Genomic DNA, 25,789 nt, shown 5'->3' with positions numbered 1-25,789 from the left:
CGAGGGCTTAGGCGTTGCCCGAGGTCGCGTCGGACCGGACCCGCCTACATGAAGGAGCCGAGGCCGGTCTGGGTCTGCCCGCTCTCGACCTCCTCCCACGAGACGCCGAGCGCCTCCGTGATGCGCTCGATGGGGCCTTTGAGCGTCTTCTCGAGCATCGTCTCCCAGTCCACCTCGAAGGCCTCGGGAATCTGGTCGGCGTACTCGTAGCAGATGACGTCCGGGTCGCGCTTGAACTCGATGTAGAGCGGCTCGTCCTGCAGCTCGGGTCGTTCCTCCTCGAGCTCGCGGAAGAACTCGGGGTGGACCTTCTCGAGGTAGAGGCGCTTTGGCTTCGACCCGCGCTGGAAGTTCGTGCCGAGCAGGAGGTTCGCATACTTCGCGCCCCGGACCTGTGCGGTGTCCGTGTCGTAGTTGTCGAGGCGCTTCCCGATGCCGCCGGGAATGCCGACGTCGTCGAGGTCGACGTTCCCGTCGCGGAAGTCCTCGATGACGTCGTGGACGTACTCCTTCACGTCGTCCGTCTCCTCGCCGTGGACGATCATGTCGATGACCTGCTTCTGGACGTCCTTCGTGATGGGCGCGATGTCGCTCCGCTTGTACTCGAAGCCCGTGATGTCGATGTCGTCGACGTCTTTGCCCTCCTTCCAGACGATGTGGCCGGCGTAGCGCTTCTTCTTCCCGGCCTGGAAGAACCGCCGGTAGAGTTTCTCGAACTCGATTTCGAAGAAATGCTCCTCGGCGTCGAGTTCCTCGCGGGCGAACTCGTCGTAACGGCCGTTGATGTACTCCTCGATGTCGAAAGACTGCTCGATGGCGCCCTCAGTAGACACCTCCGGGCCGAGTTCGAGCATGACGGAGTCGGTGTCACCGTAGGCGATCTCGTAGCCGAGTTCGCTCGCGGCGTCGGCGGTGAACTCGATGACGTCCCGCCCCGTGGCGGTGACGGCGGCGCCCATCTCCTTGTCGTAGAGGCGGAAGCGCTCCCAGCCCAGCACGCCGTAGAGCGAGTTCATGATGACCTTCACGGCGGCTTGCTGGCGGTCGTAGCGCTCGTACTCGTTCGTCCCGGGCTCGTGTTCGTTGCGCAGGCCCTTCTTCTCCTCGCGCTCGCTGAGCGTCTCGTCGATGATTTCGCGGATGATGCCGTCCGGCTCCTCGCGGAAGTGGGTGCCGTTGGGCGCGCGGAAGGTGTCGCCGTCGTACTCCTCGGGGTCGACCTTCGTCTCCGGGGAGGCGTTGACGGTCATCATCGACATCGGGTAGAGGCTCTTCAGGTCGAGCACCGTCACGTTCTCCTTGACGCCCGTGATGGGGTCGAAGACGGCGCCGCCCTCGTAGTCCTCGGACTCCTGGCGCCCCTTCGAGGGGAGCGCGAAGCGCCCGTGGGCCTTGTGGAGGACGTAGACGTCCACCGCGTCGCCGGGCGTCGTCGCGTCCTCGAGCTTGCAGCCGACGAAGGAGGCGACCTCCTCCCAGAAGGAGACGACGTCCTGCTTGCGGTCGATTTCGACGCAGAGCTCGACGTCCCGAACGTTGTACTCCAGCAGGCGCTCGGGGTCGTCCTCCCAGAGGTCGCCGATGTCGCCGGGGTAGCGCTCCTTCCCGACGCCGAGTTCGGTCTCGGCGACGGCGTCCAACCGGTAGGAGTCGAGCTCGGAGAACTGGGTGCGCTGGTAGGCGTAGAGCAGGTCGAAGACGACCCGGCCCTTGACGTTCGGCCCCTGCCAGTCGGATCGCCAGACCTCGTTCACGCGCGAGAGGCGGTGATAGGAGAGGTCGTACTCGGTGCCGCCGTCGAGGACGTCGAGGCGGTCGATGAAGTAGGGGGCGTCGAAGTCGGAGAAGTTCCACCCGGTGAGGACGTCGGGATCGGTCTCCCCGATGTAGGTGAGGAAGGCCTCGAGCATCGCCTCCTCTTCCTCGAAGACGCGGACGTCGATGGTGGCGTCGGTGTCCTCCTCGAGGAGGTCGTAGCCGCCGAGGTCGTCAGGGCTGGGCGCGTCGCCCTCGGGGGCCTCGTAGAGCCACGCGATGTACTCGTCGCGGTAGGAGTCGTGGCTGGAGAGACAGACGATGGGCTCCTCGCCCTCCTCGGGGAAGCCGTTGCGGTCGTCGACCTCGATGTCGAAAGTGTTGACGCGGAGGTCGGCGTCGGCCTCGACGGCCTCGACTTCGTCGTGGCGGACGACGAGGGCGCCGTCGGAGTCGGCGCGCCGGGCGGGCACGCGGACGCCGCTGTTGATGCCCTTGTCGATGAGGAAGCGGTTGGGGAAGAGGATGTCCGCCTCGTAGTGGTCGTACTCGTCGCGGATGTTCCCGACGTCGCGCGGGGTCCGCCCGAAAATCTTCGTGAGCTCGTCGCCGCGGATGGACTCGTAGCCCTCCTCGTGGCCGGTGATGACGTCCTTCGCGAGGTCGTCCGCCGTGAGCGAGTCGGTGGGCGCGTAGAAGTACGGCCGGAAGCCGTGGACCCGGACGTGCTCGACGTCGTTGTCGTCGGTGCGGCCGAAGACGTGGATGACGGGGCGTTCGCGGTCGCCGGAGCCCTCGACGGTGTAGTCCACCTGCGTCACCATCAGGTCGACAGTGGCCTCGACGTCGGGGAGGGCGCCGGATTCGGCGTCGAACACCTCGCTGACGACGGGGTTGTCGTCGCCGGCGACGTATCGCGCCTCCTCGTCGGGCCGGGCGGCGCCGTCGTCGGCGTCGCCCTCGTCGCCCGTGGAGAAGTCCGTGAGGCTGGTGTTCGTCATTGGCGTCCTCTAGCGACTGCCGTCCTAAAAGCCCGCGCCTTCGGCGGCGCCACGACTGGCGAGCGCGAGCGTGTCACGAGGTTCCCGAACCGAAACCGCGTGACGGCGCGGCGTCTTGCGGGCGTCATTCGGGGAAAGGCATATAACGTGGTAACACATAGCACAGGACAGAGGTGAAAGACGTGTCCGACAACGCCACGCACGACGACGAGCGCGGGAACCACGTTCCCCAGCTCCCCGAAGGCGACGACCCCCGAGAAGGTATCGAGACGTACGAGACGAACGACGGGGTCGTACTCTACGACTCGGAGAACCCCCTTGCGTGGCTGAAGGCGACGCACGCGGTCCCCCTCGGCGACCAGCGCTGACTAGCAACGCTCTTTACGCTCCCCCCTCGTTCTTTCGCTCGTGTACAACCCGCTGAAGCCCGGGAGCGCCGTCCCCGACGACGACGACGAGGACGACGACTCCGTCGAGATAGACAGCGACGTCCAGCGCAAGTTCTGGTACCTCGTCGTCGTCTTCAACCTCGCCGTCCTCGCGGCGTCACTCGGCCTCCTCTTCCTCTACTTCCGCGGGCAACTCCTCCTCGGTGGTGGGCTTGCCGCCGTCGGCTTCGCCGGCCTCGCCTACGGGTTCTACACCTACTGGCGCGTCCAGCGCGAGTTCGCCGAGGAGGACGCGCGCGCCGACGCGGAGGCCAACGACGAGTCGGACGAATAGACGACAGCCCTATCCTCCCGACGCCCCACGTATCGAGCGATGCGGACCGTTCGCGACGCCGACGGCCGGACGTACCTCCTCGTGAAGGAGTCGAGCGAGAGCAGCCTCGTCCGCGACCCCGAGACGGGCGCGGAGACACACCTGCCGAACGACGAGCTGGAGCGGGCGGGTGGCGTCGACCCCCTCGAAGCCGCCGCACGGGCCGTCCCCGAACACACCCGGCGCGTCCTCACCGTCGCGCGCTCCGAGCGCGCGCTCGGCCTCCTCTGTGAACTCCACGAACGCGGCGCCCTTCCGGTCCGGACCGTCCTCGCCGAGTACGATCTCTGCGAGAGCGACGTCCACGGCCTCTTCACGGAATTCCGCGCCGCCGGCCTCGTCGCCGAGACGGAGGTCTACGGCGAGCGCGGCTACGAACTCACCGAGGAGGGAAAACAGGGCGTCGCGGCGTTGTGTGACTAGTCCAGCGTCGCCGCCGCCTCCGCCTCGACGCCCGCCGAGACGTGCGAGCGGTTCGACGTCGCGTCCTTCTCGACGTGCAGCAGGTCGTCGGCCGCACCGACGAGTTCGTCGTCGTGGCTCACGACGAGAATCTGCTCGACGCCGAGGTCGCGCATCGACTCCACGAGGTCCACGAGCCGCGAGACGTGTCCGGAGTCGAGGAACACGGTGGGTTCGTCGAGGATGAGCGGCGGGAGCGGCGCGGAGCCCTCGATGCCCTCCGCGAGCAGTCGGTAGACCGCACAGCGCAGCGAGAGGTTGAACAGCGCGCGCTCGCCGCCCGAGAGCTGGTCGGGGTCGAGCGTCTCACCGTCCTTCTGGTAGACCGTGAGCTCGTACTGGCCGTCGAGCTCGAGGCGCGCGTAGGAGTCGTTGCCGTAGACGAGGTCGAACGTCTCGTTCAGCAGGCGCTCGAGCTTCTCGACGTTCCGCTGGCGCAACTCCCCGCGGAGGTCGCCGTACATCGCCTCCAACTCCTCGGCCTCCGCGACCAGGTCTTCGAGCGCGTCCACGCGCTCCTGGACGGCGTCGCGGCGCTCGCGTAACTCCTCGAGCGTCTCGATATCGTTCTCGACGGCGCCGATTTTCCCTCGGAGCTCCGAGCGTTTCTCGTCGAGTTCCTCGAGTTTCGCCGTGACCTTCTCGAGGTAGTCCTCGGCGCGTGACTTCTCCTCGCGCGCGCTCTCCAGTCGCCCCTCGTCGAACTCCGACTCGAGTTCACGCTTGCGCTCGCGGACCTCCGCGAGACGCTCGCGGCGCTCGTCGTTCGTGCTCTCGAGGTCGGCGCGGCGCTCGCGGGCGTGCTCGAGGTCGTTCGCGGCGCTCTCGCGGTCGGCGAGCGCGTCCGCGAGCGCGTCCAGCGTCTCGATGCGCCCCTTCAGCGTCGAGATGCGGGCGTTCAGTTCGCCGAGACGCTCGCGGGCCTCGTCCGCCCGCTCGGCGGCCTCCTCAGCGGCGTCGAGCGCTTCTGCGGCCTGCTCCTCGTACTCGCTGGCCTCCTCGCGTTTCGCCTCTGCCTCCGCACGCTTCGACTCGGCGGCCTCGGCGTGCCCCTCGCGGAGTTCCGCGAGGTCCTGCTTGCGCGACTCGAGGCGCTCGACGTCGCTCTCGGCGTCCACGAGCGCCGTGGCGCGCTCGAGGCGCTCCTCGACGTCGGCTTTCTCCTCGCGGACGGCCTCCAGGTCGGCTTCGAGCGCCTCGACCTCCGCGCGGCGCTCCTCGAGCGCGTCCACGTGCGGAGAGTCCTCGACCGGCTGGCCACACTCCGGACATTTCCCGGCCTCGCGGAGTTCCTCCGCCTCCTCGACGCTGGCGCGCGCGGTCTGGAGGTCGGCGCGAATCTCGGACTCGCGCTCGCGGACGTCCGCGAGCGTCTCGCGGAGCGACTCGCGGTGCGCCTCGGCCTCCCCGACGGCCACGGGCGCGTCCGCGAACGCCTCGCGCTTCGCGTCGAGTTTCGCCTCGACGCCCTCGATGCGCTCGTCGGCTTCGGCGACCTTCTCGGCGGCCTCGCGGGCCTCCGCGTCGAGTTCGTCGGCGCGCTCGCGCGCTTCCTCGGCGCGCTCCTCGTACGTGGTGGCCTGCTCGCGCTTCGACTCGGCATCGCTCGCGTGCGACTGGATGGTCGTCCGGCAGTCGCCGTGTTCGTCCTGCACGTCGTCGCGCTCCTCGGCGACCGCGCTGCGGCGCTCGCGCACCGCCTCGACGTCCACCGCGTCGGGGTCGGCGTCGATGTCCGTCTCGACGAGCAACTCGGCGACGCGCTCGTCGAGTTCGTCGACGCGCTCGCGGGCCTTGGTGACCGTCTCCGCGAGGGCTTCGCGTTCGCGCTCGGTCTCCGCGATGGCTTCCTTCAGGTCAGTGATGGTCTCCTTGAGGTCGTCGAGTTCCCCGCGCTTGTCCGCGTACTGCTCGATGACGCGCTCGGCGTCCTCCTTCGTCTGCTGGGCCTGCTCGCGGTTCTCCTCGAAGTTCTCGATGTCGGACTCGACGTCCGCGAGCTCCGTCTGGAGGGCGTTCAACTCGGCGTGCAGGTCGCGCTCCTCGTACTCGGCAACCTGCTCGGCGACGGTGTCGAGGCGCTCCTGCTGGGCGTCGTGGACGGCCGTGACGCCCCGGCGGGCCTTCCGGGCGCGCTGGCGGTACTCCTCCAGCTTGCCGAGTTGGAGCAGGTCGTCGATCATGTCCTGGCGCTCCTGGGGCGTCGCGTTGATGAGTTTGTTCACCTCCCCCTGCCGGACGTACGCGCAGTTGACGAAGGCGTCCGCGTCCATCCGCAGGAGGTCGACGACGTAGTCCCGGACGTCGCGCGCACCCTCGACGACGTCGTCGGGCGTTTCGAGTGTGCAGTCCGCGGTCGTCGCCCGGTCGCCGGTGTTGCGGACGCGCCGGTGGAGGTGGAAGGACGCGCCGGCGTGCGTGAACCAGAGGTCGACTTCGGCCTCCTCGGCGCCGATGGTGACGATTTCCTCCAGCGTCCGGTCGAGTGGCGTCGCGCCGTAGAGCGCGAAGAAACACGCCTCGAGGAGCGAGGACTTCCCGCTCCCGTTGAGGCCGTGGATGACCGTGACGCCGGCATCGAGCGAGACGTCCGCGTCCGCGTAGCACTTGAAGTTCGACAGTCGGATTCGGTCGATTCTCACAGGTAGTCCTCCATCGTGGTCGTCGTCGCGTCGTCGGTCTCGGCCGGCTCGGAGACAGCATCGGCGGGCGCGTCACTGTCGCCGGTCTCGGCTCGCTCGCCGTCGTCGCCCGCCACCTCGACACCCCCCTCGTTTCCGGCGTCCTGCGCGGCGGCCTCGAAGGCGGCGAGGTCGCCGTCGTCCACGAGGTCGCTCACGCGCTCTTTCACTGTGTCTCGGACGTTCGAGTCCGCGACGTCGCCCTGCCGGACGGTGTCGTCGATGCCGCGCGCGGCCTCGCTTAGGCCGAGGTCCCGCACGCGCTCGCGGACGGCCTCGTCGGGGTCGGCGAACGACACCTCGTAGTCGGCCTCGACGTCGACCTCGCGGCGGTCGGTGACGCGCGTGACGAGCGCGCCCTGCTCGTCGCCGAAGCGCTCGACGTCCGCTGGCGTCACCTCGCCGCCCTCGCCGTCGATGGTGACGACGACGACGGCGTCCTCGACGTCCTCCTCGCGGATGCGCTGGCGGACGCGCTCGGCGCCCTCGGACTCGCCGAGTTCGAGGTCGATGAAGACGAAGTCACGGGTGTCGATGCCGCGCCGGCGGATGTGGACGCCCGTACCCGTCTCCTCGCCGGCGTCGGCGTTTGCCTTCTCCTCGGGGTCGAACTCGACGACGTTGTAGCCGCGGGGGTCGCGCTCGCTCGCGCTCGCGCGCTCGGTGGAGCCACAGTAGGTCGCCCACGTGCCGTCGAGGCGGACGGTGTCGGCGGTGTGGTCGTCGCCGAGGAGGACGGCGTCGAACGCGACGTTCGATTCCGCGAGGACTTCCTCGAGGTCCCAGTCGCCGTGTGGGAACGGCTGGAAGAGGCCGTGGGAGACGAGGGCGGTGTGGGTGGCGTCGCGCGCGGCGAACTCGTAGTCGAGTCGGTCGCGCTTGGACTTCGGGACGTGGTCCAGCCCGTAGAAGACGGTGTCGCCGACGCGCCGGCCGTCGGCGTCGAGGCGTTCGGCGAGGCCGAGGCGCTCGAAGAGGTCGAGCCACTGGGCGTGGCGGGTGCCCTCGTGGTTGCCGACGACGGCGAGGAAGGGGATGTCGGCCTCGGAGAGCGGGCGGAGGACGTCGATGGTGCCCATGAGGTCTTCGAGGCCGGGCGTGCGGTCGTGGTAGAGGTCGCCGGCGTGGACGACGGCGTCGACGTCGTCCGCGATGGCGTCCTCGACGACCCGCCGGAAGGCGTCGAAGAAGTCCTGCCGGCGGTCGGGGGAGTGGTACTGACGGTACCCGAGGTGGGTGTCCCCCGTGTGGATGACCTTCGTCATGCTCGACAATAGGTTGGCCAGTCGGTCATAAGTATGCAGCGCCGACCGGCCGACGGCGGGGCGGTGGAGCGCGTCAGGCGTCGAGGGAGAGCGTGTAGAGGCGCTTGCGGGCGTCGGTGAAGGAGAATCGGGACTCGACGACGTCTTCTTCCTCGAGGCGGTTCAGGGCGTACCGGACGGTTCGCGGCGGCAGGAGCGTCTCCTCGGCGAGTTCGCTCTGGGTGAGCGTGTCGTTGTACTCCAGCACCTTCGCCACAAGTTTCGCGCTCGGCGGGAGGTCCCGAACCCGCTCGAGGGTTTCCTCGTCCGCGGCCTGTATCGCGCTCATCACCTGGGTCGATGCGATACTCTAAGATAATATTTGTGCTTCTCTTCTATTACTTCTACGCATCAGTCGTGTCGGGCTCCCGTGAGGACGTGGTTCACCCGAAGCCTCTTATGAACTAACGCCCTAGCGAGTAGCGATGACTGACACCGTCGACGACGTCGAACTCCCGTACGAGGAGGGGGCGCCTCAGCAGGAGAAAATCGAGGCCCTCCGGGAGCGCCTCGACGTCCTCGAGGAGCAGAACGAGGAGATGCGCGACAAGCTCCTCGACGCGAACGCCGAGAACAACAAGTACCAGCAGAAGCTCGAGCGGCTCAACCACGAGAACAAGAAGCTCAAGCAGTCCCCGCTGTTCGTCGCCACGATTCAGGAACTCAACGACCGTGGGGCCATCATCAAGCAGCACGGGAACAACCAGGAGGCGCTCACCGAGGTCACCGAGGAACTTCGCGACGACCTCGAACCCGGTGCGCGCGTCGCCGTCAACAACAGCCTCTCCATCGTGAAGCGTCTCGACGACGAGGCCGACGTCCGCGCCCGCGTCATGCAGGTCGACGAGTCGCCGTCGGTCGGCTACGAGGACATCGGCGGCCTCGAGGACCAGCTCCGGGAGGTCCGCGAAACGGTCGAACTCCCGATGGAGAACCCCGAACTCTTCGACACCGTCGGCATCAACCCGCCGAGCGGGGTGCTGCTCTACGGCCCGCCGGGCACGGGGAAGACGATGATGGCGAAGGCTGTCGCCGCGCAGACTGACGCGACGTTCATCAAGATGGCCGGCAGCGAACTCGTCCACAAGTTCATCGGCGAGGGCGCGAAGCTCGTCCGTGACCTCTTCCAGGTCGCGCGCGACCACGAGCCTGCCGTCGTCTTCATCGACGAGATCGACGCCATCGCCTCCAAGCGCACGGACTCGAAGACGTCCGGCGACGCGGAGGTCCAGCGGACGATGATGCAGCTCCTCTCCGAGATGGACGGCTTCGACGAGCGCGGGGACATCCGCATCATCGCCGCCACCAACCGCTTCGACATGCTCGACCGGGCCATCCTCCGGCCGGGCCGCTTCGACCGCCTCATCGAGGTGCCCAAGCCCGACGAGGTGGGTCGCTCGAAGATCTTCGAGATTCACACGCGCGACATGAACCTCGCGGACGACGTGGACTTCGACGTCCTCGCCCGCGAGAGCGAGGAGCTCTCGGGCGCCGACGTGAAGGCCGTCACGACCGAGGCCGGCATGTATGCCATCCGCGACGACCGCACGGAGGTCCGGATGGACGACTTCCGCAACGCGATGGCGAAGCTCGACCACGACGACGAGCCCGACGTCTCCCGGACCTTCGCGTAAGCGAGGCCGGGGAGCGCGTCGCTCCATCTCGTTCTCGGCTTGTCGCGTCTCTCTCCCATTTTTCCGTTCGAGAAGACTTATTCTCGTTCGCAGTCCCCGTCACCCATGAGCGAAGCGGACGCGGTCGAGCGCTCCGAGGCGCCCGTGACGGCGGACCGACTCGTCGACGACTTGCGCGCACTCGGCGTCGAGGCCGGCGACGTGCTGCTCGTCCACTCCTCGCTGTCCAGCCTCGGCTGGGTGCCGGGTGGCGCGCAGACGGTCGTGGACGCCCTCCAGCGCGCCGTCACCGACTCGGGGACGCTCGTGCTGCCGACACACTCCTCGCAGCTCTGTAGTTCCGAGCTGTGGTCGAACCCGCCGATACCGGACGACTGGCTCCCCGAGGTGCGCGAGGCGATGCCGGCGTACGACCCCGACGTGACGCCGACGCGCGGGATGGGCGCGATACCGGAGTGCTTCCGCACTCACCCGGACGTCCGGCGGAGCGCCCACCCCTCGAACTCGTTCGCGGCGTGGGGCGCGGAGCGCGACGCCGTCGTCGACAACCACGGCCTCGACTACGGTCTCGGGGAGGAGTCGCCGCTCGCGGCCGTCTACGAGCGCGACGGGCGCGTCCTCCTGCTCGGCGTCGGCCACGAGGCGAACACGTCGCTCCATCTCGCGGAGGACCGCGCGGAGTACGATACGGAGACGGTGACGGAGGAAGGCCCGGTGCGACGCGACGGCGAGCGCCAATGGGTGACGTTTGAGGACGTCGAGCGTGAGACGGACGACTTCCCAACGCTCGGCGCGGCGTTCGAGGCCGACGTGGGCCTCCGTGAAGGGACCGTGGGGCTCGCGGACGCGAAACTGGCCGACCAGCGTGCGCTCGTCGACTACGCGACGACGTGGATGACGGAGAACAGGTAGCTACTCGAGGCGCTCGCGGCGTTCCTCGTACTCCTCGGTGGTGAGGTCGCCGCGGGCGTACGCGGCCTCGAGTTCGCGCAGCGCCGCCGAGTCGCGGCCGTCCTCGAACGAGCCGAGGAGCCGGGAGGCGACGTAGAGCAACCCGAGGAGGAAGGCGAGTGGGACGAGGAGCGCGAGGGCGATGCCGAGCGCCCTGTAGCCCGGCCCGTACATCCCCATGTCGCCGTACATCCCGCCCATGCCGCCGTACAGCATCGGCACGAAGAACGCCATCGCGAGCAGCGGTATGGTGACGAGGAGCGCCAGCACTGCGAGCACCGCTTTGAGCCAGTCGTCCATGTGCGGGTGTTCACCCGCGAGCGAGAAGAAGGTTAGCGGCCGACGATGTCGCTGATCTGGCGCGCTTCGCCGCTGAGCTGGGGGTCGTCCTCGACCATCCGGAGGACTTCGTGGTCGGTGACGTCGAAGTAGTCTTTCTGCGTGGCCTGCTCGACGAGGTCTCGTTCGAGGCGGAACTCCGTGCCCTCGTAGACGACGTCGACGCCGTCCTCGCTGAAGGAGAGCGTAGTCATACCCACCGGTACGTGGTCGGCGCGTAAAAACGGCGCGTCGGACGCCTGCGGACGGCGGTAGCTTGAAGGGACCGCTCGCCGTGGTATGGCGTACGATGTCCGCTTCCACCCATGTCTGTCGTGTCCTGGAAGCGGACAGTGCGTTCGGTGCGTGACGCGGGCGTCACCCACGTGACGGTCCGGCCGTGCTCACTCTGCTTCTCTCGACGCATCGTCGACGACTGATTGCGACACGAACACTAGATAGAGATGTTCCCCGACACCATCGAGACGGACAGACTCGAACTGCGGCGCCTCGACACCGCCGTCGACGTCCTCGACTACTACGAGGTCTGCGCGCACGACCCCGGCATCGAGACGATAACCGAGTACATGACGTGGAGCCCCCACGACACGCCGAAGGTGACGAAGGAGTTCCTCGAGCGCTGTCGCGAGCGCTGGGAGGCCGGCGAGGGCGCGGAGTACGCCATCTACGCGGACGGCGAGCAGGCGGCCGACCGACGGGCGGACGCCGAACACGCGAGCGGTGAAACCACGAGCGACCTCGCGGGTGCCACGGGTCTCCACGTCGACTGGGAGCGCGACCTCGGCACGCTCGGCTGCTGGCTCCGCGAGCGCTACTGGGGACGGGGCTACTCGGGCGAGCGAGCGGACGCCCTGCTCGAACTCGCCTTCGAAACGCTCGAGTTGGCGTGCGTCGAGGTGAGCCACCGTCCCGAGAACGAGCAGTCGGAGCGCGCCATCACGAAGTACGTCGAGCGCCACGGCGGCCGCCGCGAGGGCCGCCTGCGCAACAGCCTCGTTGACCTCGACGGCAGCGTCCACGACGAAGTCCGCTACACGATAACGCGAGCTGAGTACCGGGCGTCGACGTAGCGCTCCTGTCGGATACCCAACCGACGAGTCCTTTATGTCGGTGGGGTGGTTCCGTACGGCCGTGCTCGGTTCGGACCCCCTCGACAGGTTGCGAATTCCCGACGGAACGACCGTCCAAGAACACGACGTGGTGAACGACGGCGACGTCCTCGTCGGCGGCCAGAGTACGGTCGAGCTAGGGGTCCGCGGTCAGAACGTCGTCGCGGGCGAGCGCGCCCGCTTCGGCGGCGACATCGAGGCGGAGGGCGACGTCCGTCTCGACATGTGGTGCGACGTCGAGGGGAACGTCCTCGCGGGCGGCGACGCCTACCTCGGCGAGCGCGTCCACGTCTCGGGGCGCCTCGTCGTCGGCGGCGACCTCGACATCGGCGACGACGTCGAGATCGAGGAGGGGTTCGAGGCGAACGGCTGGATCGTCATCCGGAACCCGATGCCGACGGTGGTCTTCTTCATGGCCTACCTCGCCCAGCTCCTCCGGCTCGGCGAGGAAGCCGAAGCCCAGGAGCTCATCGACGAACTCTCGGCGGAGGCGGAGGCCGACCCGATAACGATTCCGCGCGGCGCGCGCGTCAGCGACGACGCGTGGCGGGTGTCGACGCCCGCGGAAATCGGCGACGACTGTCGCCTCCACGGGAACGTCCGCGCGACGGACATCGACGTCGGGAGCGACTCGAACCTCTTTGGGAGCCTGCGCGCGCAGGGCGACGTCGTCGTCGGGCAGGGGACGAAGGTCCACGGCGACGTGACGACGCGCGGCGGCGACGTCTACATCCGGGAGGACGCACTCGTCCTCGGTGACGTTTCGGGCGAGAACGTCGTCATCCACCCGGACGCGGACGTCGACGGTGGGATCCGGGCGCGCGGCGAGATGACGCTCGACCGGGACCCGACGCGCGACCCCGAGTAGACCACACGACGGGTGTGCAAACACACGAACGGCGAGCGACGGACCCGCGCCGAGTGAGTCAGCTATTTGCCCGCGAACGTCACACGTCCGCGTATGAGCGACAGCGACACGGCTCTCAGCGCGCACCACTTCGGCATCACCGTCTCGGACCTCGACGCGGCCGTCGCGTTCTACCGGGACGTCCTCGGCCTCGAGGTCCTGAGCGAGTTCGAGGTGTCGGGCGAGGGGTTCGCGACGGGCGTCGGCGTCGAGGGCGCGAGCGCGGCGTTCGCGCATCTGGACGCGGACGGCGCGCGCGTCGAACTCGTCTCCTACGACCCCGAGGGCGCGGACGCTCGCGGCGGCGCGGTGAACGACGTGGGCGCGACGCACCTCGGACTCGCCGTCGACGACGTCGAGGCGTTCTACGAGTCGCTTCCCGACGACGTCGAGACGCTCTCGGACGGGCCGCAGACGACGGCGAGCGGGTCGACCATCCTCTTCGTGCGCGACCCGGACGGCAACCTCATCGAAATTATCGAGACCTGAAGCGAAACGGCCTTTTCCGCCGCTCTGCTACGTCGTCCCATGCTCTCTCTGGCGCTCGCGGGCAAGCCGAACGCCGGCAAGTCCACCTTCTACACGGCGGCGACGATGGCGGAGGTCCAGATGGCGAACTACCCGTTCACGACCATCGACGCGAACCGTGGCGTCACGCACGTCCGCACGACGTGCCCGTGTACGGACCGCGAGGAGTCCTGTGACAGCGAGAACTGTCACGACGGGAAGCGCTACGTCCCCGTCGAGTTGCTCGACGTCGCCGGCCTCGTCCCGGGCGCACACGAGGGACGCGGCCTCGGCAACCAGTTCCTCGACGAGTTGACGAACGCGGACGCCATCCTGAACGTCGTGGACGCCTCCGGTGGCACGGGCCCCGAGGGCGAACCGGTCGAGGTGGGGACGCACGACCCCTTAGACGACATCGACTTCGTGGAGGAGGAGATGGACCTCTGGCTGGCGGGCATCGTGAACCGGAACTGGGAGTCCGTCGAGCGCCAGTCGCGCAGTCCCGGCTTCGACATGGAGGAGGCGCTCACGGACCTCCTGACGGGCTTCGGCGCGACGGAGTACGAGGTGATGGCGACGCTCCGCGAAATCGACTACCCCGAGGACCCCATCCAGTGGACGGACGAGGACCGCGAGCGACTCGCGCGCGACCTCCGCGCGCGGACGAAGCCTATCGTCGTCGTCGCGAACAAGATTGACGTCGCGCCGGCGGAGAACGTCGAGCGCCTCCTCTCACTCGACAAGCCGGTGATTCCGGCGACCGCGCAGGGCGAACTCGCGCTCCGCCGCGGCGCGGACGCGGGCGCGCTCGACTACGACCCGGGCGACGAGTCCTTCGACGTCGTCGGCGACCTGCCCGCGGAGCAGGCCGACCTCCTCTCCGAGTTGCGCGAGACGATGGCCGAGTACGGCGGCACCGGGATTCAGCGCTCGCTCGACTACGCGGTCTACGACCTGCTCGAGCACATCACGGCCTACCCGGTACAGGACGCCTCGAAGTGGACGGACGGCACGGGGACGATGCTCCCGGACGCCTTCCTCCTGCCCGACGGGTCGACGCCGCCCGACCTCGCGTACGCCGTCCACTCCGACATCGGCGACGGCTACCTGCACGCGGTGAACGCCCGCACGAGCCGCGAGGTGGGTGAGGACTACGAACTCGAGGAGGGTGACGTCATCAAAATCGTCAGTACCGCGAAATAGCGCGACGGTTTCGGTCAGTCCTGACGCGCGGGCGTCAGGCACCGCACGTCGGGCTCGGTGCGCTGTCGTGGTCGTCGTTCCCGCGGATGATGCGCCCGATGAGGTCGTCGATGTCGGGGGCACCACCGCGGCGGTCCGGTTCGTCGCTCGGGTACGTGGGTACTGGCACGGTGAGATCCCCCGTGATATACTTTCTGGTGGAATCCCGTAAATCTATCCCCGCCGACACGACTGTGCGCGGCTGTCGTCGGCTCCGTACCCTGCTTCCGTCGTCCGGCGTGCTCAGGCCGTGAGCTCGGCGACGCGCTCCTCGAGGTCGGCGAGCGCCGCCTCGACTTCGGCTTCGTCCTCGCCGGTGACCTTCAGGCGGTTTGGCCCCTCCCCGGAGGGGTAGCTCCCGACCGCGACGTCGTGGGACTCGCGGACGGCGTCGAGCACGGGGCCGAGCGCGCCCTCCGGGGCGCTCGTGTACGTGATTTCGGAGACGACGTCCCCGCCGAAGTCCTCGGCGACGAGGTCGAACATCGCGTGGACTTCGTCGGGGACGCCGGGAAAGACGTAGACGGCACCCGCGTCGCCCTCCGCAGGGACTTTCGTGCCCGGCGAGAGGCCCGGATCGTTCGGAAGGACACGCGCGTCCTCGGGGACGGCCGCCCATGCCTCGACGTCCAAGTCGAGGTCGAAGCGCTCGGCCTCCTCGGGGTTCGCGTCCCGGTAGGCTTGCGCGGCGCGCTCGACGGCCTCGCGGGACTCCTCGGGGACGTGCAGGGTCCGGTCGGTGGCGTCCGCGACGGCGTCCATCGTCACGTCGTCGTGCGTCCCGCCGAGGCCGCCGGTGACGATGACGGCGTCGAAGGCGTCGCGCCACTCCCGGACGTAGTCGGCGATAGTCCCCCGGTCGTCCGGGACGACGAGCACTCGACGTACCGACGCGCCGCGCGCGGAGAGTTGGCGCGCGAGCCACGTGGCGTTCGTGTTCTCCGTGTCGCCGGCGAGCAGTTCGTCGCCGACAGTGAGAATCGCGACTTCCATGCCCGAGTGGAGGACGGCGCGACGATTAAGCGGTGTGGCATCGGCGGATGAGGGGGCAGACCTGCCCGACCCGCGCACTCAGCGCGGGACGGTGGCGCGCATCACATAGTAGTCGTGTCGGGGTTCGCGCCCCCAGAGCGTCGCGTCCCGCAGATAGTCGTGCGTGACGTCGGCGAAGCCCGCGCGAGCGAGGACGTCGGCGAGTTCGTCGGGCGGGCGGCCGTCGTAGAGCGGTAGGGCCTCGTGCATCGCCTCGTACTCGGCCCACGGCTCGTCGTGGTCCCAGTAGCCCTCCACGAGGAGGAGTTGTCCGCCCGGGCGGGTGACGCGTCGCCACTCTTGGAGCGCCGCGTTCGGGTTCGGGAGCGTCCAGACGAGATGGCGTGCCGCCACGCAGTCGACGGCGTCCTCCTGCAGAGGGAGTGTTTCGGCGTCGCCGCGCACGAAGGCGGGCGCGTTCGCGGCGTCCCCGGCTTTCTCGCGTGCCCGCTCGAGCATCGCCGCCGCGAAGTCGACCCCGACGACGTCGTGCCCGAGTGCCACGAGGAGGTGTGAGACGACGCCCGTCCCGCAGCCGACGTCGAGGACGCGACGCGGTTCGTCGCCGACCCACTCGCGCAGGACGTCGAGCCATCGCTCGCGTTGCTCAGCGGAGTGGATACCGTGGTGGGCCGCCGCGTCGAACGTCGCCGCGCGGTCGTTCCAGTGCCGTCGGACGAGGTCCTTCACGGCGCCGTCCTGCGTCGAGCGTGTCACGAGTGCATCCCCCGGTCGTTCGGTCGTCCCTCCCGGTTCGACATAACCCTCCGGGTTCCCTCGCCGCGCGCTCGCGGCCCGAAATCACGACCCGCCGGCGCGCGACGTCCCACGTATGACCGAGTTCGGCTACGCGCTGTCCAGCGAGGAGCACGGCGGGAGCGACCTCGCGGCGCTCGCTGCCGAGGCCGAGGACCGGGGCTTCGACTTCGCGCCGATTTCCGACCACTTCCACCCGTGGGTCCGACAGCAGGGCGAGGCGCCCTACGTCTGGAGCAGCCTCGGCGCAATCTCCGAGACCACCGACGACCTGGCGGTCGGAACGGGCGTCACCGCGCCCATCAACCGCCAGCACCCGGTGAACCTCGCGCAGGCGACGGCGACGACGGCGTCGATGTTCGACGGCCGGTTCTTCTTCGGCGTCGGCACCGGCGAGCGCCTGAACGAGCACGTCACCGGCGAGAAGTGGCCACCCCACCACGTCCGCCTCGAAATGCTCGAAGAAGCCGTCACGGTCATCCGGGAGCTCTGGAGCGGGGAGATGGTGAGCCACGACGGCGAGCACTTCACCGTGGAGAACGCCCAGCTCTTCACACTCCCCGAGAAGAACCCACCGGTGTACGTCTCGGCGTACGGCGACCGCACCGCCAGGAAGGCCGCAGACTTCGGGGACGGTCTCGTCTGCGTCGGCCCGAACGAGCGCGTCGTCGAGACCTACCGCGACGCCGGCGGCGACGGCCCGACCTACGGCCAGCTCGCGGTCTGCTACGCCGAAACGGAGGACGAGGCGGTCGAGACGGTCTACGACTGGTGGCCGACCGGCGAACTCCCCGGTGGCGTGAGCTCGGAGCTCCCGACGCCTGCGCACTTCGAGCACGCCTGCGAGGACGTGACGCGCGCGGACGTCCGCGAGGGCCACACGCTCACCGACCCGGACCCGCAGGCGCACGTCGAGGCCCTCCAGGCGTTCGTGGACGCGGGCTACGACCACGTCTACGTCCACAACGTCGGGCCGAACCAGGAGGCGTTCTTCGACTTCTACGAGGAGGAGGTGCTGCCGTCGTTCTAGGCGTCCTCGCGGGCGTCGAGCGCGTCGAGGTAGGCGCCCTGCTCGCGGATGAGCGCGTCGCCGGCGTCCTCGCTCCCCATCCAGTGGCAGGTGTAGCGGAGGCCGTCGTCCTCGCCGCCGCCCGTCACCTCGTGAACCCACTCGTCGGGCGCGTCCGCGACGGCGACGTGGAAGAAGTGACGGCGGTAGGTCTTGGGCTTCGAGGGATGCGGCCACTCGTCGGTGGCGACGGCGGCGACGACCTCGGCGTCCGCGAGACCGGTCTCCTCGCGGAGTTCGCGGACGACCGCCTCGGCGGGGTCCTCACCCGGCTCGATGCCACCTTTCGGGACTTCGGGGCCCTCGCCGCTCGGCGGCTCGAACACCAGCAGCTCCGCGCCGTCGCGCCGCGTCACGTACGCGTACGCCTTCTCGACGACGCGCCGCCTCCCCTCGGACATACTCCGGAGGTTAGTCGGACGTCGGCTAAAGCCCTCCGGTCAGCGGGTTGACCTGACTAGCGCGTCGCGGCTGTCGCCTCGCGCATCGCGTCGAGCGCCGCCTCAATGTTCTCCATGCTCGTCGCGTAGGAGATGCGCGCGTAGCCCTCACCGCGCTCGCCGAAGGCGTCGCCGGGGACGACGACGACGTCGCGCTCCAGCACCTCGTCGACCCAGCCCTCGGGGACTTTTGGCATCGCGTAGAACGCGCCCTTCGGTTTCGGGACTTCCAGCCCCATGTCCTCAAGGCCGTCGAGCAGCACGTCGCGGCGCTCCTGGAACGCCGACACCATCTCCTCGACAGGGTCCTGCGGGCCGGTGAGCGCGGCCTCCGCGGCGTATTGGGCGGGTGCGGACGCGCAGGCCTGTGCGTACTGGTGGACGCGGAGCATCCGCTCGACGCGGTCCTCCGGGCCGGCGACCCAGCCGAGGCGCCACCCGGTCATCGAGTAGGTCTTCGAGCAGGCGTTCACGACGACGACGTTCCCCGAGTCGTCGAACTCCATCGGGGAGCGGTGTTCGCCCTCGAAGACGATGTGCTCGTAGACCTCGTCGCTGATACAGAGGACGTCGTGCTCCTCGGCGATGCGTGCGAACTCGCGCATGTCCTCGGGCGGGGACACTGCGCCAGTCGGGTTCGCCGGCGAGTTCACGACGAACGCCGCCGTGTCATCGGTGATGTGCTCCTCGACCGTTTCGGGGTCGAGCGTCAGGTCTTCGCGGAGAGGGAGCGGGACGGGATCGCCGCCCGCGAGCTTCGTCAGTGCGTCGTAGGAAACGAAGCCGGGGTCGGGGAAGAGCACTTCCTCGCCCTCGTCAACGTGCGCCTCGATGGCGATGTGGAGCGCCTCGCTCCCGCCGGACGTCGCGATGACGTTCTCAGGGGGAACCGTCAGGTCGTTGTCGCGGGCGTGTTTCTCCGCGATGGCCTCACGGAGGCTCGCCGTCCCCTTGTTCGACGTGTAGCCGTCCGTCTTGCCGGCCTCGATGGCCTCGATGGCGCCCTGTCGCGCGTGCTCGGGCGTCGGGAAGTCCGGCTGCCCGAGTCCGAGGTTGATGGCGTCCTCGCCCGCCGCCTCGAACACTTTCCGGATGCCGCTGATGTCGATGGCCTCCACGCGCTCGGAGAAGTCGCTCATGTGTGCGGGGGCGTCGCGCACCCGATTAAAACGCTCGGGTTCCGAGTCGCGCCGGCACGCGATGCGCCCGACTCGTCCGACGGCGCCGAGGCCGGCGCGTCAGTCGTCCGTGCCGTCGGGTCGTGCGTGGGTGGCTTCGTAGCCGGCGAACCGACCGAGCGGTGCGACGAGCGCGGCGAGCACCCGCTGGACGCCGACCGGGACGACGGCGGGGTACGCCGTCGCGTGCGGATACGCGTCCATCCAGACCGCTATCTGTAGCGCGTCCGGCACGCCGTTCTCGTCGGTTTCCCCGGCCTGCGCCAGCGCGTAGACGCTCTCGGCCCACTCCTCGTCGCGGAACGCCGGGCGGCGCTCCCAGACGACGCGCGCCGGCTCCGCGCTCGGGTTCCAGTGGCGGTGTGGCACCCTCGACGGCAGCGTCACCGACTCGCCCGCGCGCAGCGTCCGCGTCTCGTCGGCGTACGCGACGCGCAGCTCGCCGGCGACGACCTCCCAGCGCTCCTCCTGTTCCGGGTGGACGTGCTCGAAGTCGTTGTCCAACCCCCAGCGTTCGTGGGCGAGGTCGACACCCGGGTCATCCGCGTCGAGGGCGGGGTGGAGTGTGCTCTCGAAGCGGACGAACGCACCGTCGGTTTCCTCGGCCGTCGCTCTGACGAGGTGCGGGTCGGCGTCGACGAACGAGGGTGCGTCGTCGGCCATACGTGGCGTGTTCGAGCCCGACACACTTAGGGGTGTGTCACCACCCAACACGATTTGGGTGAAGCCGCGCGGCCGACCGGCTACTCGGACGAAGTCGGACGCGAAAAACGGCGAGAGCGGCTCTACAGCGAGTTCTTTATCTTCTCGAAGAAGCCCTGCTCGACGTCGACCTCCTCGCCGCCGGCCTCCGCGAAGGCCTCGAGAGCCTCGCGCTGTTCCTCGTTCAGCGACTCGGGCGTGACCACCTGCACGGTGACGTAGAGGTCGCCCTGCCCGCGACCGCGGAGGCGCGGCATACCCTTCCCGCGCAGTCGGAAGCGCTCGCCGCTCTGCGTGCCCTTCGGCACCTCGAACTCGACGTCGCCGTCGAGCGTCGGCACCTGCACGGTCGCGCCGAAGACGGCCTGCGGGAAGGAGATGGCGTGGCGGTGTTCGAGGTCGGTCCCGTCGCGCTCGAACTCAGGGTGGTCGGCGACGGACACCTCAATGAGGAGGTCGCCCTTCGGCCCGCCGTTCTCGCCGGGCGCGCCCTCGCGCTCCATGCGGAGGGTCTGGCCGTCCGCGATGCCCGCCGGAATTTCGACGGTGAGCGTCGCGTCGCGCCGGACCGTGCCCTGGCCGCTGCACTCGCCGCAGTTCTCGCTGTAAATCTGGCCCTCGCCGCCACAGCGCCGACACTGCTGGCGCTGCTGGACGCGACCGAGGGGCGTCTGCTGGACGCGCGTCGTCTGGCCTTGCCCGTCACACTCCGGGCAGGTGCGGACGTCGGCGTCCGCGGGGTGGCCGCTCCCGCCACACTCCGGACAGGACTCGGGTCGCGTCACCGTCACCTGCTTCGTGACGCCGTCGTAGGCCTCCTGCAGGTCGATGTCGACGCGCGTGCGGAGGTCCTGTCCCTGTCGCGGGCGGTTCGGGTCCTGGCGGCCGCCGCCGCCGAAGAACTGGTCGAAGATGTCGCCCATCCCGCCGGCACCACCCATACCACCAGCGCCGCCCATGCCACCAGCGCCGCCCATGCCACCGGCGCCACCGCTGCCGGGGTCGGCGCCATGCTTCTCGGCTTCCGTGTAGCGCTCGTGGCCGAGGCGGTCGTAGGCCTCGCGCTTCTCCTCGTCCGTGAGGACGTCCTTCGCCTTCTGGATCGTCTTGAACTTCTCCTCGGCGTCGGGCTCATCGCTCACGTCCGGGTGGTACTGCTTGACCTTCTTGCGGTACGCCTTCTTGATCTCGCTCTCGTCGGCGTCGCGGTCGACCCCGAGCGCGTCGTAGAAGTTCTCGCTCATCGGCTTCGTTGACAGACGGTAGTGGGTGGAAGCGGTTAGGCGTTCGCGTTACTCCTCGTCGTCTTCGTCGTCGACGTCCTCGAAGTCGGCGTCGACGAAGTCCTCGGCATCGACGTCCTCGGCGTCCATGTCGCCCATGCCACCCATACCGCCCATGCCAGCGCCGGCACCGGCGCCGCCCGCGCCAGCCTGGGCCTGCTGCTGGTAGGCCTGCTTGCCGATCTCCTGGAGGTCCTCGGAGAGCTGCTCCGTGGCGTCCTGCAGCTCCTCGATGTCGACCTCGTCCTCCTCTTCGAGGAGGGCCTCGATCTCCTCGATGTCGGCGTCGATGGTCGAGCGGATGTCGTCGTCGACCATCTCCTCGTTCTCCTCGAGGAGCGTCTCGGCGCGCTGAATCGCGGTCTCAGCCTCGTTCCGGGCCTCGATGCGCTCGCGGCGCTGCTCGTCCTCCTCGGCGTGCTTCTCGGCTTCCTCCTGCATCTGCTCGATCTCCTCCTCGGAGAGGCCGGCACCGCCCTCGATGGTGATGTCCTCGGAGTTCCCCGAGCCCTGGTCCTCGGCCTCGACGTTGACGATGCCGTCCGCGTCGATGTTGAACGACACCTCGATCTGCGGGGTGCCGGCGGGCGCGGGCGGGATGCCCGTGAGCTGGAACGCGCCGAGCAGCTCGTTCTCCTCGGCGATTTCGCGTTCGCCCTGGAAGACGCGAATCTGGACGGACTGCTGGTTGTCCACGGCCGTCGTGAACACCTTCGAGGCCTCCGTCGGGATGGTCGTGTTCTTCTCGACGAGGCGCTCGAAGAGCCCGCCCTTCACCTCGATTCCCAGACTCAGGGGCGTCACGTCGAGGAGGACGACGTCCTCGACGTCGCCGGAGAGCACGCCGCCCTGGACGGCCGCGCCGAGCGCGACGGCCTCGTCAGGGTTGACGGACTTCCGGGGCTCCTGGCCGATGAGCTCCTCGACCTTCTCCTGGACCTGGGGCATCCGGGTCGACCCACCGACGAGGACGACGTCGTCGATGTCGGCGGCGTCGAGACCGGCGTCCTCGAGGGCCTGCTCCGTCGGGCCGACGGTCCGCTCGATGAGGTCGGCGGTGACCTTCTCGAACGTCGCGCGCGTGATGTCCTGTTCGAGGTGGACGGGGCCGTCGTCGGTCGCCGTGATGAACGGGAGGTTGACGGTCGTCTCCTTGCGCGAGGAGAGCTCGATCTTCGCCTCCTCGGCGGCGTCCTTCAGGCGCTGGAGGGCCTGGCGGTCCTCGCGGAGGTCGATGCCGTGTTCGTCCTCGAACTCCTCGGCAAGGTGGTCGATGAGGGCTTCGTCCCAGTCGTCACCGCCGAGGTCGTTGTCGCCGTTCGTCGCGATGACGTCGTAGGCGCCGTCGGCGATTTCGAGGACGGAGACGTCGAACGTCCCGCCACCGAGGTCGTAGACGAGGACGGTCTCCTCGCCTTCCTCGTCGAGGCCGTACGCCATCGACGCGGCGGTCGGCTCGTTGACGATGCGCTCGACGTCGAAGCCCGCGATCTGGCCGGCGTTCTTCGTCGCCTGGCGCTGCTTGTCGTTGAAGTAGGCGGGGACCGTGATGACGGCCTTCTCGACGTCGTCGCCGAGGTAGTCCTCGGCGTCGCGCTTGATCTTCTGGAGGATGCGCGCCGAAATTTCCTCGGGGGTGTACTCGTCGTCGCCGAGCTCGACCGTGTAGTCCTCCTCGCCCATGTGGCGCTTGATGGACTGAATGGTCTGCTCGGGGTTCTGGACGGCCTGGTTCTTCGCGGGTTTGCCGACGAGGAGTTCGCCGTCGTCCCACGCGACCACGGAGGGCGTCGTCCGGTCGCCCTCGCTGTTCGGGATGATCTCGGGCTCGCCACCCTCCATGACCGCGAACGCGCTGTTCGTGGTACCGAGGTCGATACCGAGAATCTTCTGACTAGCCATCTTGGGAGAGAATGAACCGCTGTTTCGGTTTAAAGCTTGCTAGTGCGGACGCCGCTCGAGGGCGCCGACAGCCACGAATTCGGGCGTTTCGGGCCGTCAGAGAGCGAAAGAGCGCTGGATTTATGTTGAACCGGTAAGCAGGCGGCCGGCGCAACGCCGAGCAGCGCCGGGTGGCGCCGCCGCGAGACGCGTTACTCGTCTTCGCCACCCTCACCGTCGTGGCCGGACCCGTCGCTCACCGTCACCTGCGCGGCGCGCAGGACCTTCCCGCCCATCTCGTAGCCCGGGCGGTAGACCTCCGCGACGGTGCCCTCGGGTTCGTCGCTCTCGACCTGCAGCATCACCTCGTGGCGGTGCGGGTCTGTCTCCGTGCCGGGCTCGGGTGCGATCTCCTCGACCCCCTCGTCCTCGAAGACACGGTCGAGTTCGCGCTTCGTCATCTCGACACCCTCGCGCAGCGACTCGGTGTCGCCGGCCTCCTCGGAGAGCGCGCGCGTCATGTTGTCGCGGACGTCGAGCAGGCGTGTGACGAGGTCCTCGGTGGCGCGCTCCTCGGTCTCTTCCTGCTTGCGTTTCGCGCGCTTCTTGTAGTTCTGGAAGTCCGCCTGCACGCGCTGGAGGCGCTCGGTGAGGTCCTCGACCTCCGCTTCGAGGTCCTCGACGTCCTCCGCGAGTTCGTTCCGGTCGCTCACGACGTCCGCGACCTCCTCGGCGAGGTCCTCGTCGTACTCGGCGACGCGCTCGACGAGCGTCGGCCCCTCGGCTTCGACGTCCTCGGCGGGGTCGTCCGCCGCGCCGTCCTCGTCCTCGATTTCGACTTCGACTCCGTCGGCGTCGTCAGTCATGGGTGAGGGAAGCGGCCTTCGCCGTATAAGCGTTTCAGAAACCCCGCCGCGTCGACACGCGTGCCGCGCCCGGCTGCGGTGGCGTCTGTGTCCCCGACGTGTCGAAGTCGGCCGGGTGGCCGTCGCCCGAGAGGAACGACGATTTATCCCCCCGCGACCTACGTCGAGCCATGACCGTCACGCTCGACTACGAGGACGGCACGGTGCGGGTCGGCGGCGACGCCGACGTCTACGGGCGCCTCCCGTACGTCGAGCGGGACGACCGGACGGAGTCGGGCCGCGTCCCCGGCTACCGGTACGGCCCGCTGCGCGCACACCTGCGGACGCTCGGCACCACCGTCGAGGACGCCGTGCCCGAGTGGGAGCGCCTCGACGTCGCCTCCACCTACGACCTGCGGGACTACCAGCGCGAGGCGCTCGACGCGTGGGCGGCGAACGACGAGCGCGGCGTCGTCGAACTCCCCACTGGGGCGGGCAAGACCGTCCTCGCGCTGAAGGCCATCGAAGCGGTCGGTGAGACGGCGCTCGTCGTCGTCCCCACCATCGACCTCCTGAACCAGTGGCGCGAGGAGCTCGAGCGCGAGTTCGACTGCGACGTCGGGCAACTCGGCGGCGGCGAACAGGAACTCGGCGACGTGACGGTCGCCACCTACGACTCCGCCTATCTGCGCGCGGACGAACTCGGGGCCCACTTCGGCCTCGTCGTCTTCGACGAGGTGCACCACCTCGGCGGCGAGGGCTACCGGGACATCGCGCGCCTCCTCGCCGCGCCCGCGCGCCTCGGCCTCACCGCGACGTTCGAGCGCCCGGACGGCGCCCACGAGGTTCTGGAGGACCTCGTCGGCGACGTCGTCTATCGCCTCGACGTGGACGACCTGGCGGGCGAGCACCTCGCCGCCTACGACGTCCGCAGGCTCGAAGTCCCCCTGACGCCCGCGGAACGCGAGCGCTACGAGGAGGCCCAGAGCACCTTCACGGACTACCTCCGGCAGGCGAACATCACGTTCACCTCGGGGAGCGACTACCAGGAGCTCGTGAAGCGCTCCGGGAACGACCCGCGGGCGCGGGAGGCGCTCCTCGCCAAGCAGCGCGCGCGCACCATCGTCCAGGAGTCGGACGCGAAGGTCGCAGAACTCGAGCGCCTGCTCGACACGCATCGCGAGGACCGCGTCATCGTCTTCACCGCCTCGACGGACCTCGTCTACCGACTCTCCGAGCGCTTCCTGATGCCGCCCATCACGCACGAGACGGGCGCGGCGGAGCGCCGCGAAATCCTGCGAAAGTTCCGCGACGGCACCTATTCGCGGGTGGTGACGGCGAACGTCCTCGACGAGGGCGTGGACGTCCCGGACGCGAACGTCGCCGTCGTCTTCGCGGGCTCGGGGAGCGAGCGGGAGTTCACTCAACGCCTCGGGCGCGTCCTCCGACCGAAGGACGACGGCTCGCGCGCGACGCTCTACGAACTCGTGAGCGCTGACACGGCGGAAGAACGCGTCGCAAACCGTCGGCGCTAGGCGACGTCATCGGTGGCGCTGACCGCTCTACCGGACGTCTTCGAGGTAGGCGTGCATCTGGACGCTGCGCACGTCGCTCTCGCTGACGTCCGCGTAGGTCGTCTCGACGACGCGCGTCTCGTGGGTGGCGAGTTCGACCTCGACGCGGCGTTCGCGCGTCTCGCCGTTGATCTCGGGCGCGAAGACGAGCGTCGCGCCGTGGCGGGCGTTGCTGACGTTCGAGACGGTGGCGGAGACGACGAGCGACCCGTCGTCGGCGAAGCGGAAGTCCTCGCTCGCGACGAGGAGCGGCGACTGGCCGCCCCCCGACCCGGTACACCCAGCGAGCGCGGCGAGCGAGAGCGCCCCCGTCCTGCGGAGGAGCGTCCGGCGGTCCATGGTGGCCATGCGCTTCCCCGCACCTTTTATCCGCCG

The 25,789-nt window shown here is 68.9% G+C and carries 27 protein-coding genes; 11 read left to right on the top strand and 16 right to left on the bottom strand.

The window, feature by feature from the left end:
- Window positions 1-44: 44 nt before the first annotated feature.
- Complete coding sequence (locus tag ACQUS8_RS03735; RefSeq protein ID WP_435097101.1) at window positions 45-2,756, bottom strand: DNA-directed DNA polymerase; 2,712 nt, start codon at window positions 2,754-2,756, stop codon at window positions 45-47.
- Window positions 2,757-2,929: 173 nt separating this feature from the next.
- Between ACQUS8_RS03735 and ACQUS8_RS03730 the strand changes: the two genes are divergently transcribed.
- The 3 genes from ACQUS8_RS03730 to ACQUS8_RS03720 are packed head-to-tail and all read left to right on the top strand — an operon-like array spanning window position 2,930 to window position 3,941.
- Entirely contained in the window at window positions 2,930-3,124 is a 195-nt protein-coding gene (locus ACQUS8_RS03730) for a DUF7331 family protein (protein WP_435097098.1), read from the top strand.
- 40 nt (window positions 3,125-3,164) lie between these two features.
- The gene (locus tag ACQUS8_RS03725; RefSeq protein ID WP_435097096.1) at window positions 3,165-3,479 is read left to right on the top strand and encodes a DUF7322 domain-containing protein; all 315 of its coding nucleotides are present in this window, start codon (window positions 3,165-3,167) and stop codon (window positions 3,477-3,479) included.
- A gap of 39 nt (window positions 3,480-3,518) precedes the next feature.
- Complete coding sequence (locus ACQUS8_RS03720) at window positions 3,519-3,941, top strand: DUF7346 family protein (protein ID WP_435097094.1); 423 nt, start codon at window positions 3,519-3,521, stop codon at window positions 3,939-3,941.
- Here the strand turns inward: ACQUS8_RS03720 and rad50 are convergent.
- The 3 genes from rad50 to ACQUS8_RS03705 form a co-directional block, all read right to left on the bottom strand.
- Entirely contained in the window at window positions 3,938-6,622 is a 2,685-nt protein-coding gene (gene rad50 / locus ACQUS8_RS03715; RefSeq protein ID WP_435097092.1) for a DNA double-strand break repair ATPase Rad50, read from the bottom strand. The genes ACQUS8_RS03720 and rad50 overlap by 4 nt on opposite strands.
- Window positions 6,619-7,926, bottom strand: a complete 1,308-nt coding sequence (gene mre11 / locus ACQUS8_RS03710; protein ID WP_435097090.1) for a DNA double-strand break repair protein Mre11 — start codon at window positions 7,924-7,926, stop codon at window positions 6,619-6,621. Before mre11 ends, rad50 begins: the two co-directional genes overlap by 4 nt.
- A gap of 73 nt (window positions 7,927-7,999) precedes the next feature.
- Window positions 8,000-8,254 carry a MarR family transcriptional regulator gene (locus ACQUS8_RS03705; RefSeq protein WP_123076928.1) on the bottom strand — a complete coding sequence of 85 codons (255 nt, stop codon included), beginning with the start codon at window positions 8,252-8,254 and terminating at the stop codon, window positions 8,000-8,002.
- 136 nt (window positions 8,255-8,390) lie between these two features.
- Here ACQUS8_RS03705 and pan1 point away from each other — a divergent pair, with 136 nt between their 5' ends.
- Together pan1 and ACQUS8_RS03695 are read left to right on the top strand one after the other, a co-directional pair.
- A complete protein-coding gene (gene pan1 / locus ACQUS8_RS03700) occupies window positions 8,391-9,599 on the top strand; it encodes a proteasome-activating nucleotidase Pan1 (RefSeq protein WP_435097089.1) in 1,209 nt (402 codons plus the stop codon).
- A gap of 105 nt (window positions 9,600-9,704) precedes the next feature.
- Window positions 9,705-10,511, top strand: a complete 807-nt coding sequence (locus tag ACQUS8_RS03695) for an aminoglycoside N(3)-acetyltransferase (RefSeq protein WP_435097087.1) — start codon at window positions 9,705-9,707, stop codon at window positions 10,509-10,511.
- Here ACQUS8_RS03695 and ACQUS8_RS03690 read toward each other — a convergent pair whose 3' ends face one another.
- Together ACQUS8_RS03690 and ACQUS8_RS03685 are read right to left on the bottom strand one after the other, a co-directional pair.
- The gene (locus tag ACQUS8_RS03690; protein ID WP_435097085.1) at window positions 10,512-10,850 is read right to left on the bottom strand and encodes an SHOCT domain-containing protein; all 339 of its coding nucleotides are present in this window, start codon (window positions 10,848-10,850) and stop codon (window positions 10,512-10,514) included. It abuts the gene before it with no gap.
- Between the two features lie 32 nt (window positions 10,851-10,882).
- Window positions 10,883-11,083 carry a DUF5800 family protein gene (locus ACQUS8_RS03685; protein WP_435097083.1) on the bottom strand — a complete coding sequence of 67 codons (201 nt, stop codon included), beginning with the start codon at window positions 11,081-11,083 and terminating at the stop codon, window positions 10,883-10,885.
- A gap of 249 nt (window positions 11,084-11,332) precedes the next feature.
- On the opposite strand from ACQUS8_RS03685, the gene ACQUS8_RS03680 reads away from it, so the two are divergent.
- The 4 genes from ACQUS8_RS03680 (at window position 11,333) to ACQUS8_RS03665 (ending at window position 14,615) form a co-directional block, all read left to right on the top strand.
- Entirely contained in the window at window positions 11,333-11,959 is a 627-nt protein-coding gene (locus ACQUS8_RS03680; RefSeq protein ID WP_435097081.1) for a GNAT family N-acetyltransferase, read from the top strand.
- A gap of 34 nt (window positions 11,960-11,993) precedes the next feature.
- On the top strand, window positions 11,994-12,866 hold the full coding sequence (locus ACQUS8_RS03675; protein ID WP_435097078.1) for an acyltransferase: 873 nt from the start codon (window positions 11,994-11,996) through the stop codon (window positions 12,864-12,866).
- 93 nt (window positions 12,867-12,959) lie between these two features.
- The gene (locus tag ACQUS8_RS03670) at window positions 12,960-13,394 is read left to right on the top strand and encodes a VOC family protein (RefSeq protein WP_435097075.1); all 435 of its coding nucleotides are present in this window, start codon (window positions 12,960-12,962) and stop codon (window positions 13,392-13,394) included.
- Window positions 13,395-13,433: 39 nt separating this feature from the next.
- Entirely contained in the window at window positions 13,434-14,615 is a 1,182-nt protein-coding gene (locus tag ACQUS8_RS03665; protein WP_435097072.1) for a redox-regulated ATPase YchF, read from the top strand.
- A gap of 34 nt (window positions 14,616-14,649) precedes the next feature.
- Here the strand turns inward: ACQUS8_RS03665 and ACQUS8_RS03660 are convergent, their stop codons facing one another.
- The 3 genes from ACQUS8_RS03660 to ACQUS8_RS03650 form a co-directional block, all read right to left on the bottom strand.
- Window positions 14,650-14,784, bottom strand: a complete 135-nt coding sequence (locus ACQUS8_RS03660) for a hypothetical protein (RefSeq protein WP_435097069.1) — start codon at window positions 14,782-14,784, stop codon at window positions 14,650-14,652.
- A gap of 113 nt (window positions 14,785-14,897) precedes the next feature.
- Window positions 14,898-15,647, bottom strand: a complete 750-nt coding sequence (locus ACQUS8_RS03655; protein ID WP_435097066.1) for a competence/damage-inducible protein A — start codon at window positions 15,645-15,647, stop codon at window positions 14,898-14,900.
- 78 nt (window positions 15,648-15,725) lie between these two features.
- Complete coding sequence (locus ACQUS8_RS03650; protein ID WP_435097063.1) at window positions 15,726-16,403, bottom strand: class I SAM-dependent methyltransferase; 678 nt, start codon at window positions 16,401-16,403, stop codon at window positions 15,726-15,728.
- Window positions 16,404-16,518: 115 nt separating this feature from the next.
- On the opposite strand from ACQUS8_RS03650, the gene ACQUS8_RS03645 reads away from it, so the two are divergent.
- Window positions 16,519-17,472 carry a TIGR03557 family F420-dependent LLM class oxidoreductase gene (locus ACQUS8_RS03645; protein WP_435097060.1) on the top strand — a complete coding sequence of 318 codons (954 nt, stop codon included), beginning with the start codon at window positions 16,519-16,521 and terminating at the stop codon, window positions 17,470-17,472.
- On the opposite strand, the gene ACQUS8_RS03640 is transcribed toward ACQUS8_RS03645, so the two are convergent.
- From ACQUS8_RS03640 to ACQUS8_RS03615, 6 genes are all read right to left on the bottom strand, one after another.
- A complete protein-coding gene (locus ACQUS8_RS03640; protein WP_435097057.1) occupies window positions 17,469-17,912 on the bottom strand; it encodes an NUDIX hydrolase in 444 nt (147 codons plus the stop codon). The two genes, ACQUS8_RS03645 and ACQUS8_RS03640, sit on opposite strands and share 4 nt — an antisense overlap.
- 56 nt (window positions 17,913-17,968) lie before the next feature.
- The gene (locus ACQUS8_RS03635) at window positions 17,969-19,090 is read right to left on the bottom strand and encodes a pyridoxal phosphate-dependent aminotransferase (protein WP_435097054.1); all 1,122 of its coding nucleotides are present in this window, start codon (window positions 19,088-19,090) and stop codon (window positions 17,969-17,971) included.
- 99 nt (window positions 19,091-19,189) lie between these two features.
- Entirely contained in the window at window positions 19,190-19,792 is a 603-nt protein-coding gene (locus ACQUS8_RS03630) for a cupin domain-containing protein (RefSeq protein ID WP_435097051.1), read from the bottom strand.
- Window positions 19,793-19,914: 122 nt separating this feature from the next.
- A complete protein-coding gene (gene dnaJ / locus ACQUS8_RS03625; RefSeq protein ID WP_435097048.1) occupies window positions 19,915-21,075 on the bottom strand; it encodes a molecular chaperone DnaJ in 1,161 nt (386 codons plus the stop codon).
- 48 nt (window positions 21,076-21,123) lie between these two features.
- Window positions 21,124-23,016, bottom strand: a complete 1,893-nt coding sequence (dnaK, locus tag ACQUS8_RS03620; RefSeq protein ID WP_435097045.1) for a molecular chaperone DnaK — start codon at window positions 23,014-23,016, stop codon at window positions 21,124-21,126.
- Window positions 23,017-23,207: 191 nt separating this feature from the next.
- Window positions 23,208-23,861, bottom strand: a complete 654-nt coding sequence (locus ACQUS8_RS03615) for a nucleotide exchange factor GrpE (RefSeq protein WP_435097043.1) — start codon at window positions 23,859-23,861, stop codon at window positions 23,208-23,210.
- Window positions 23,862-24,031: 170 nt separating this feature from the next.
- Here ACQUS8_RS03615 and ACQUS8_RS03610 point away from each other — a divergent pair, with 170 nt between their 5' ends.
- On the top strand, window positions 24,032-25,375 hold the full coding sequence (locus tag ACQUS8_RS03610) for a DEAD/DEAH box helicase family protein (protein ID WP_435097041.1): 1,344 nt from the start codon (window positions 24,032-24,034) through the stop codon (window positions 25,373-25,375).
- 27 nt (window positions 25,376-25,402) lie between these two features.
- Here ACQUS8_RS03610 and ACQUS8_RS03605 read toward each other — a convergent pair whose 3' ends face one another.
- Window positions 25,403-25,762 carry a hypothetical protein gene (locus ACQUS8_RS03605; protein WP_435097038.1) on the bottom strand — a complete coding sequence of 120 codons (360 nt, stop codon included), beginning with the start codon at window positions 25,760-25,762 and terminating at the stop codon, window positions 25,403-25,405.
- Window positions 25,763-25,789: the final 27 nt, after the last annotated feature.

It is taken from the genome of Halarchaeum sp. P4 (genome assembly GCF_051195175.1).
Taxonomy (GTDB): domain Archaea; phylum Halobacteriota; class Halobacteria; order Halobacteriales; family Halobacteriaceae; genus Halarchaeum.
The sequence above is the reverse complement of the archived record's forward strand: the minus strand, read 5'-3'. Positions and strand labels throughout refer to the sequence as shown.

Bases quoted from the DNA above. Each gene is read 5' to 3' on its own strand.
- ACQUS8_RS03735 (WP_435097101.1), bottom strand. From the start codon at position 2,756: ATGACGAACACCAGCCTCACGGACTTCTCCACGGGCGACGAGGGCGAC.
- ACQUS8_RS03680 (WP_435097081.1), top strand. From the start codon at position 11,333: ATGTTCCCCGACACCATCGAGACGGACAGACTCGAACTGCGGCGCCTC.
- ACQUS8_RS03640 (WP_435097057.1), bottom strand. From the start codon at position 17,912: ATGTCCGAGGGGAGGCGGCGCGTCGTCGAGAAGGCGTACGCGTACGTG.
- ACQUS8_RS03610 (WP_435097041.1), top strand. From the start codon at position 24,032: ATGACCGTCACGCTCGACTACGAGGACGGCACGGTGCGGGTCGGCGGC.
- ACQUS8_RS03635 (WP_435097054.1), bottom strand. From the start codon at position 19,090: ATGAGCGACTTCTCCGAGCGCGTGGAGGCCATCGACATCAGCGGCATC.
- ACQUS8_RS03720 (WP_435097094.1), top strand. From the start codon at position 3,519: ATGCGGACCGTTCGCGACGCCGACGGCCGGACGTACCTCCTCGTGAAG.
- ACQUS8_RS03675 (WP_435097078.1), top strand. From the start codon at position 11,994: ATGTCGGTGGGGTGGTTCCGTACGGCCGTGCTCGGTTCGGACCCCCTC.
- ACQUS8_RS03605 (WP_435097038.1), bottom strand. From the start codon at position 25,762: ATGGCCACCATGGACCGCCGGACGCTCCTCCGCAGGACGGGGGCGCTC.
- ACQUS8_RS03695 (WP_435097087.1), top strand. From the start codon at position 9,705: ATGAGCGAAGCGGACGCGGTCGAGCGCTCCGAGGCGCCCGTGACGGCG.
- ACQUS8_RS03630 (WP_435097051.1), bottom strand. From the start codon at position 19,792: ATGGCCGACGACGCACCCTCGTTCGTCGACGCCGACCCGCACCTCGTC.
- dnaJ (WP_435097048.1), bottom strand. From the start codon at position 21,075: ATGAGCGAGAACTTCTACGACGCGCTCGGGGTCGACCGCGACGCCGAC.
- ACQUS8_RS03655 (WP_435097066.1), bottom strand. From the start codon at position 15,647: ATGGAAGTCGCGATTCTCACTGTCGGCGACGAACTGCTCGCCGGCGAC.
- ACQUS8_RS03615 (WP_435097043.1), bottom strand. From the start codon at position 23,861: ATGACTGACGACGCCGACGGAGTCGAAGTCGAAATCGAGGACGAGGAC.
- pan1 (WP_435097089.1), top strand. From the start codon at position 8,391: ATGACTGACACCGTCGACGACGTCGAACTCCCGTACGAGGAGGGGGCG.
- ACQUS8_RS03645 (WP_435097060.1), top strand. From the start codon at position 16,519: ATGACCGAGTTCGGCTACGCGCTGTCCAGCGAGGAGCACGGCGGGAGC.
- ACQUS8_RS03685 (WP_435097083.1), bottom strand. From the start codon at position 11,083: ATGACTACGCTCTCCTTCAGCGAGGACGGCGTCGACGTCGTCTACGAG.
- ACQUS8_RS03670 (WP_435097075.1), top strand. From the start codon at position 12,960: ATGAGCGACAGCGACACGGCTCTCAGCGCGCACCACTTCGGCATCACC.
- ACQUS8_RS03665 (WP_435097072.1), top strand. From the start codon at position 13,434: ATGCTCTCTCTGGCGCTCGCGGGCAAGCCGAACGCCGGCAAGTCCACC.
- ACQUS8_RS03705 (WP_123076928.1), bottom strand. From the start codon at position 8,254: ATGAGCGCGATACAGGCCGCGGACGAGGAAACCCTCGAGCGGGTTCGG.
- mre11 (WP_435097090.1), bottom strand. From the start codon at position 7,926: ATGACGAAGGTCATCCACACGGGGGACACCCACCTCGGGTACCGTCAG.
- dnaK (WP_435097045.1), bottom strand. From the start codon at position 23,016: ATGGCTAGTCAGAAGATTCTCGGTATCGACCTCGGTACCACGAACAGC.
- ACQUS8_RS03690 (WP_435097085.1), bottom strand. From the start codon at position 10,850: ATGGACGACTGGCTCAAAGCGGTGCTCGCAGTGCTGGCGCTCCTCGTC.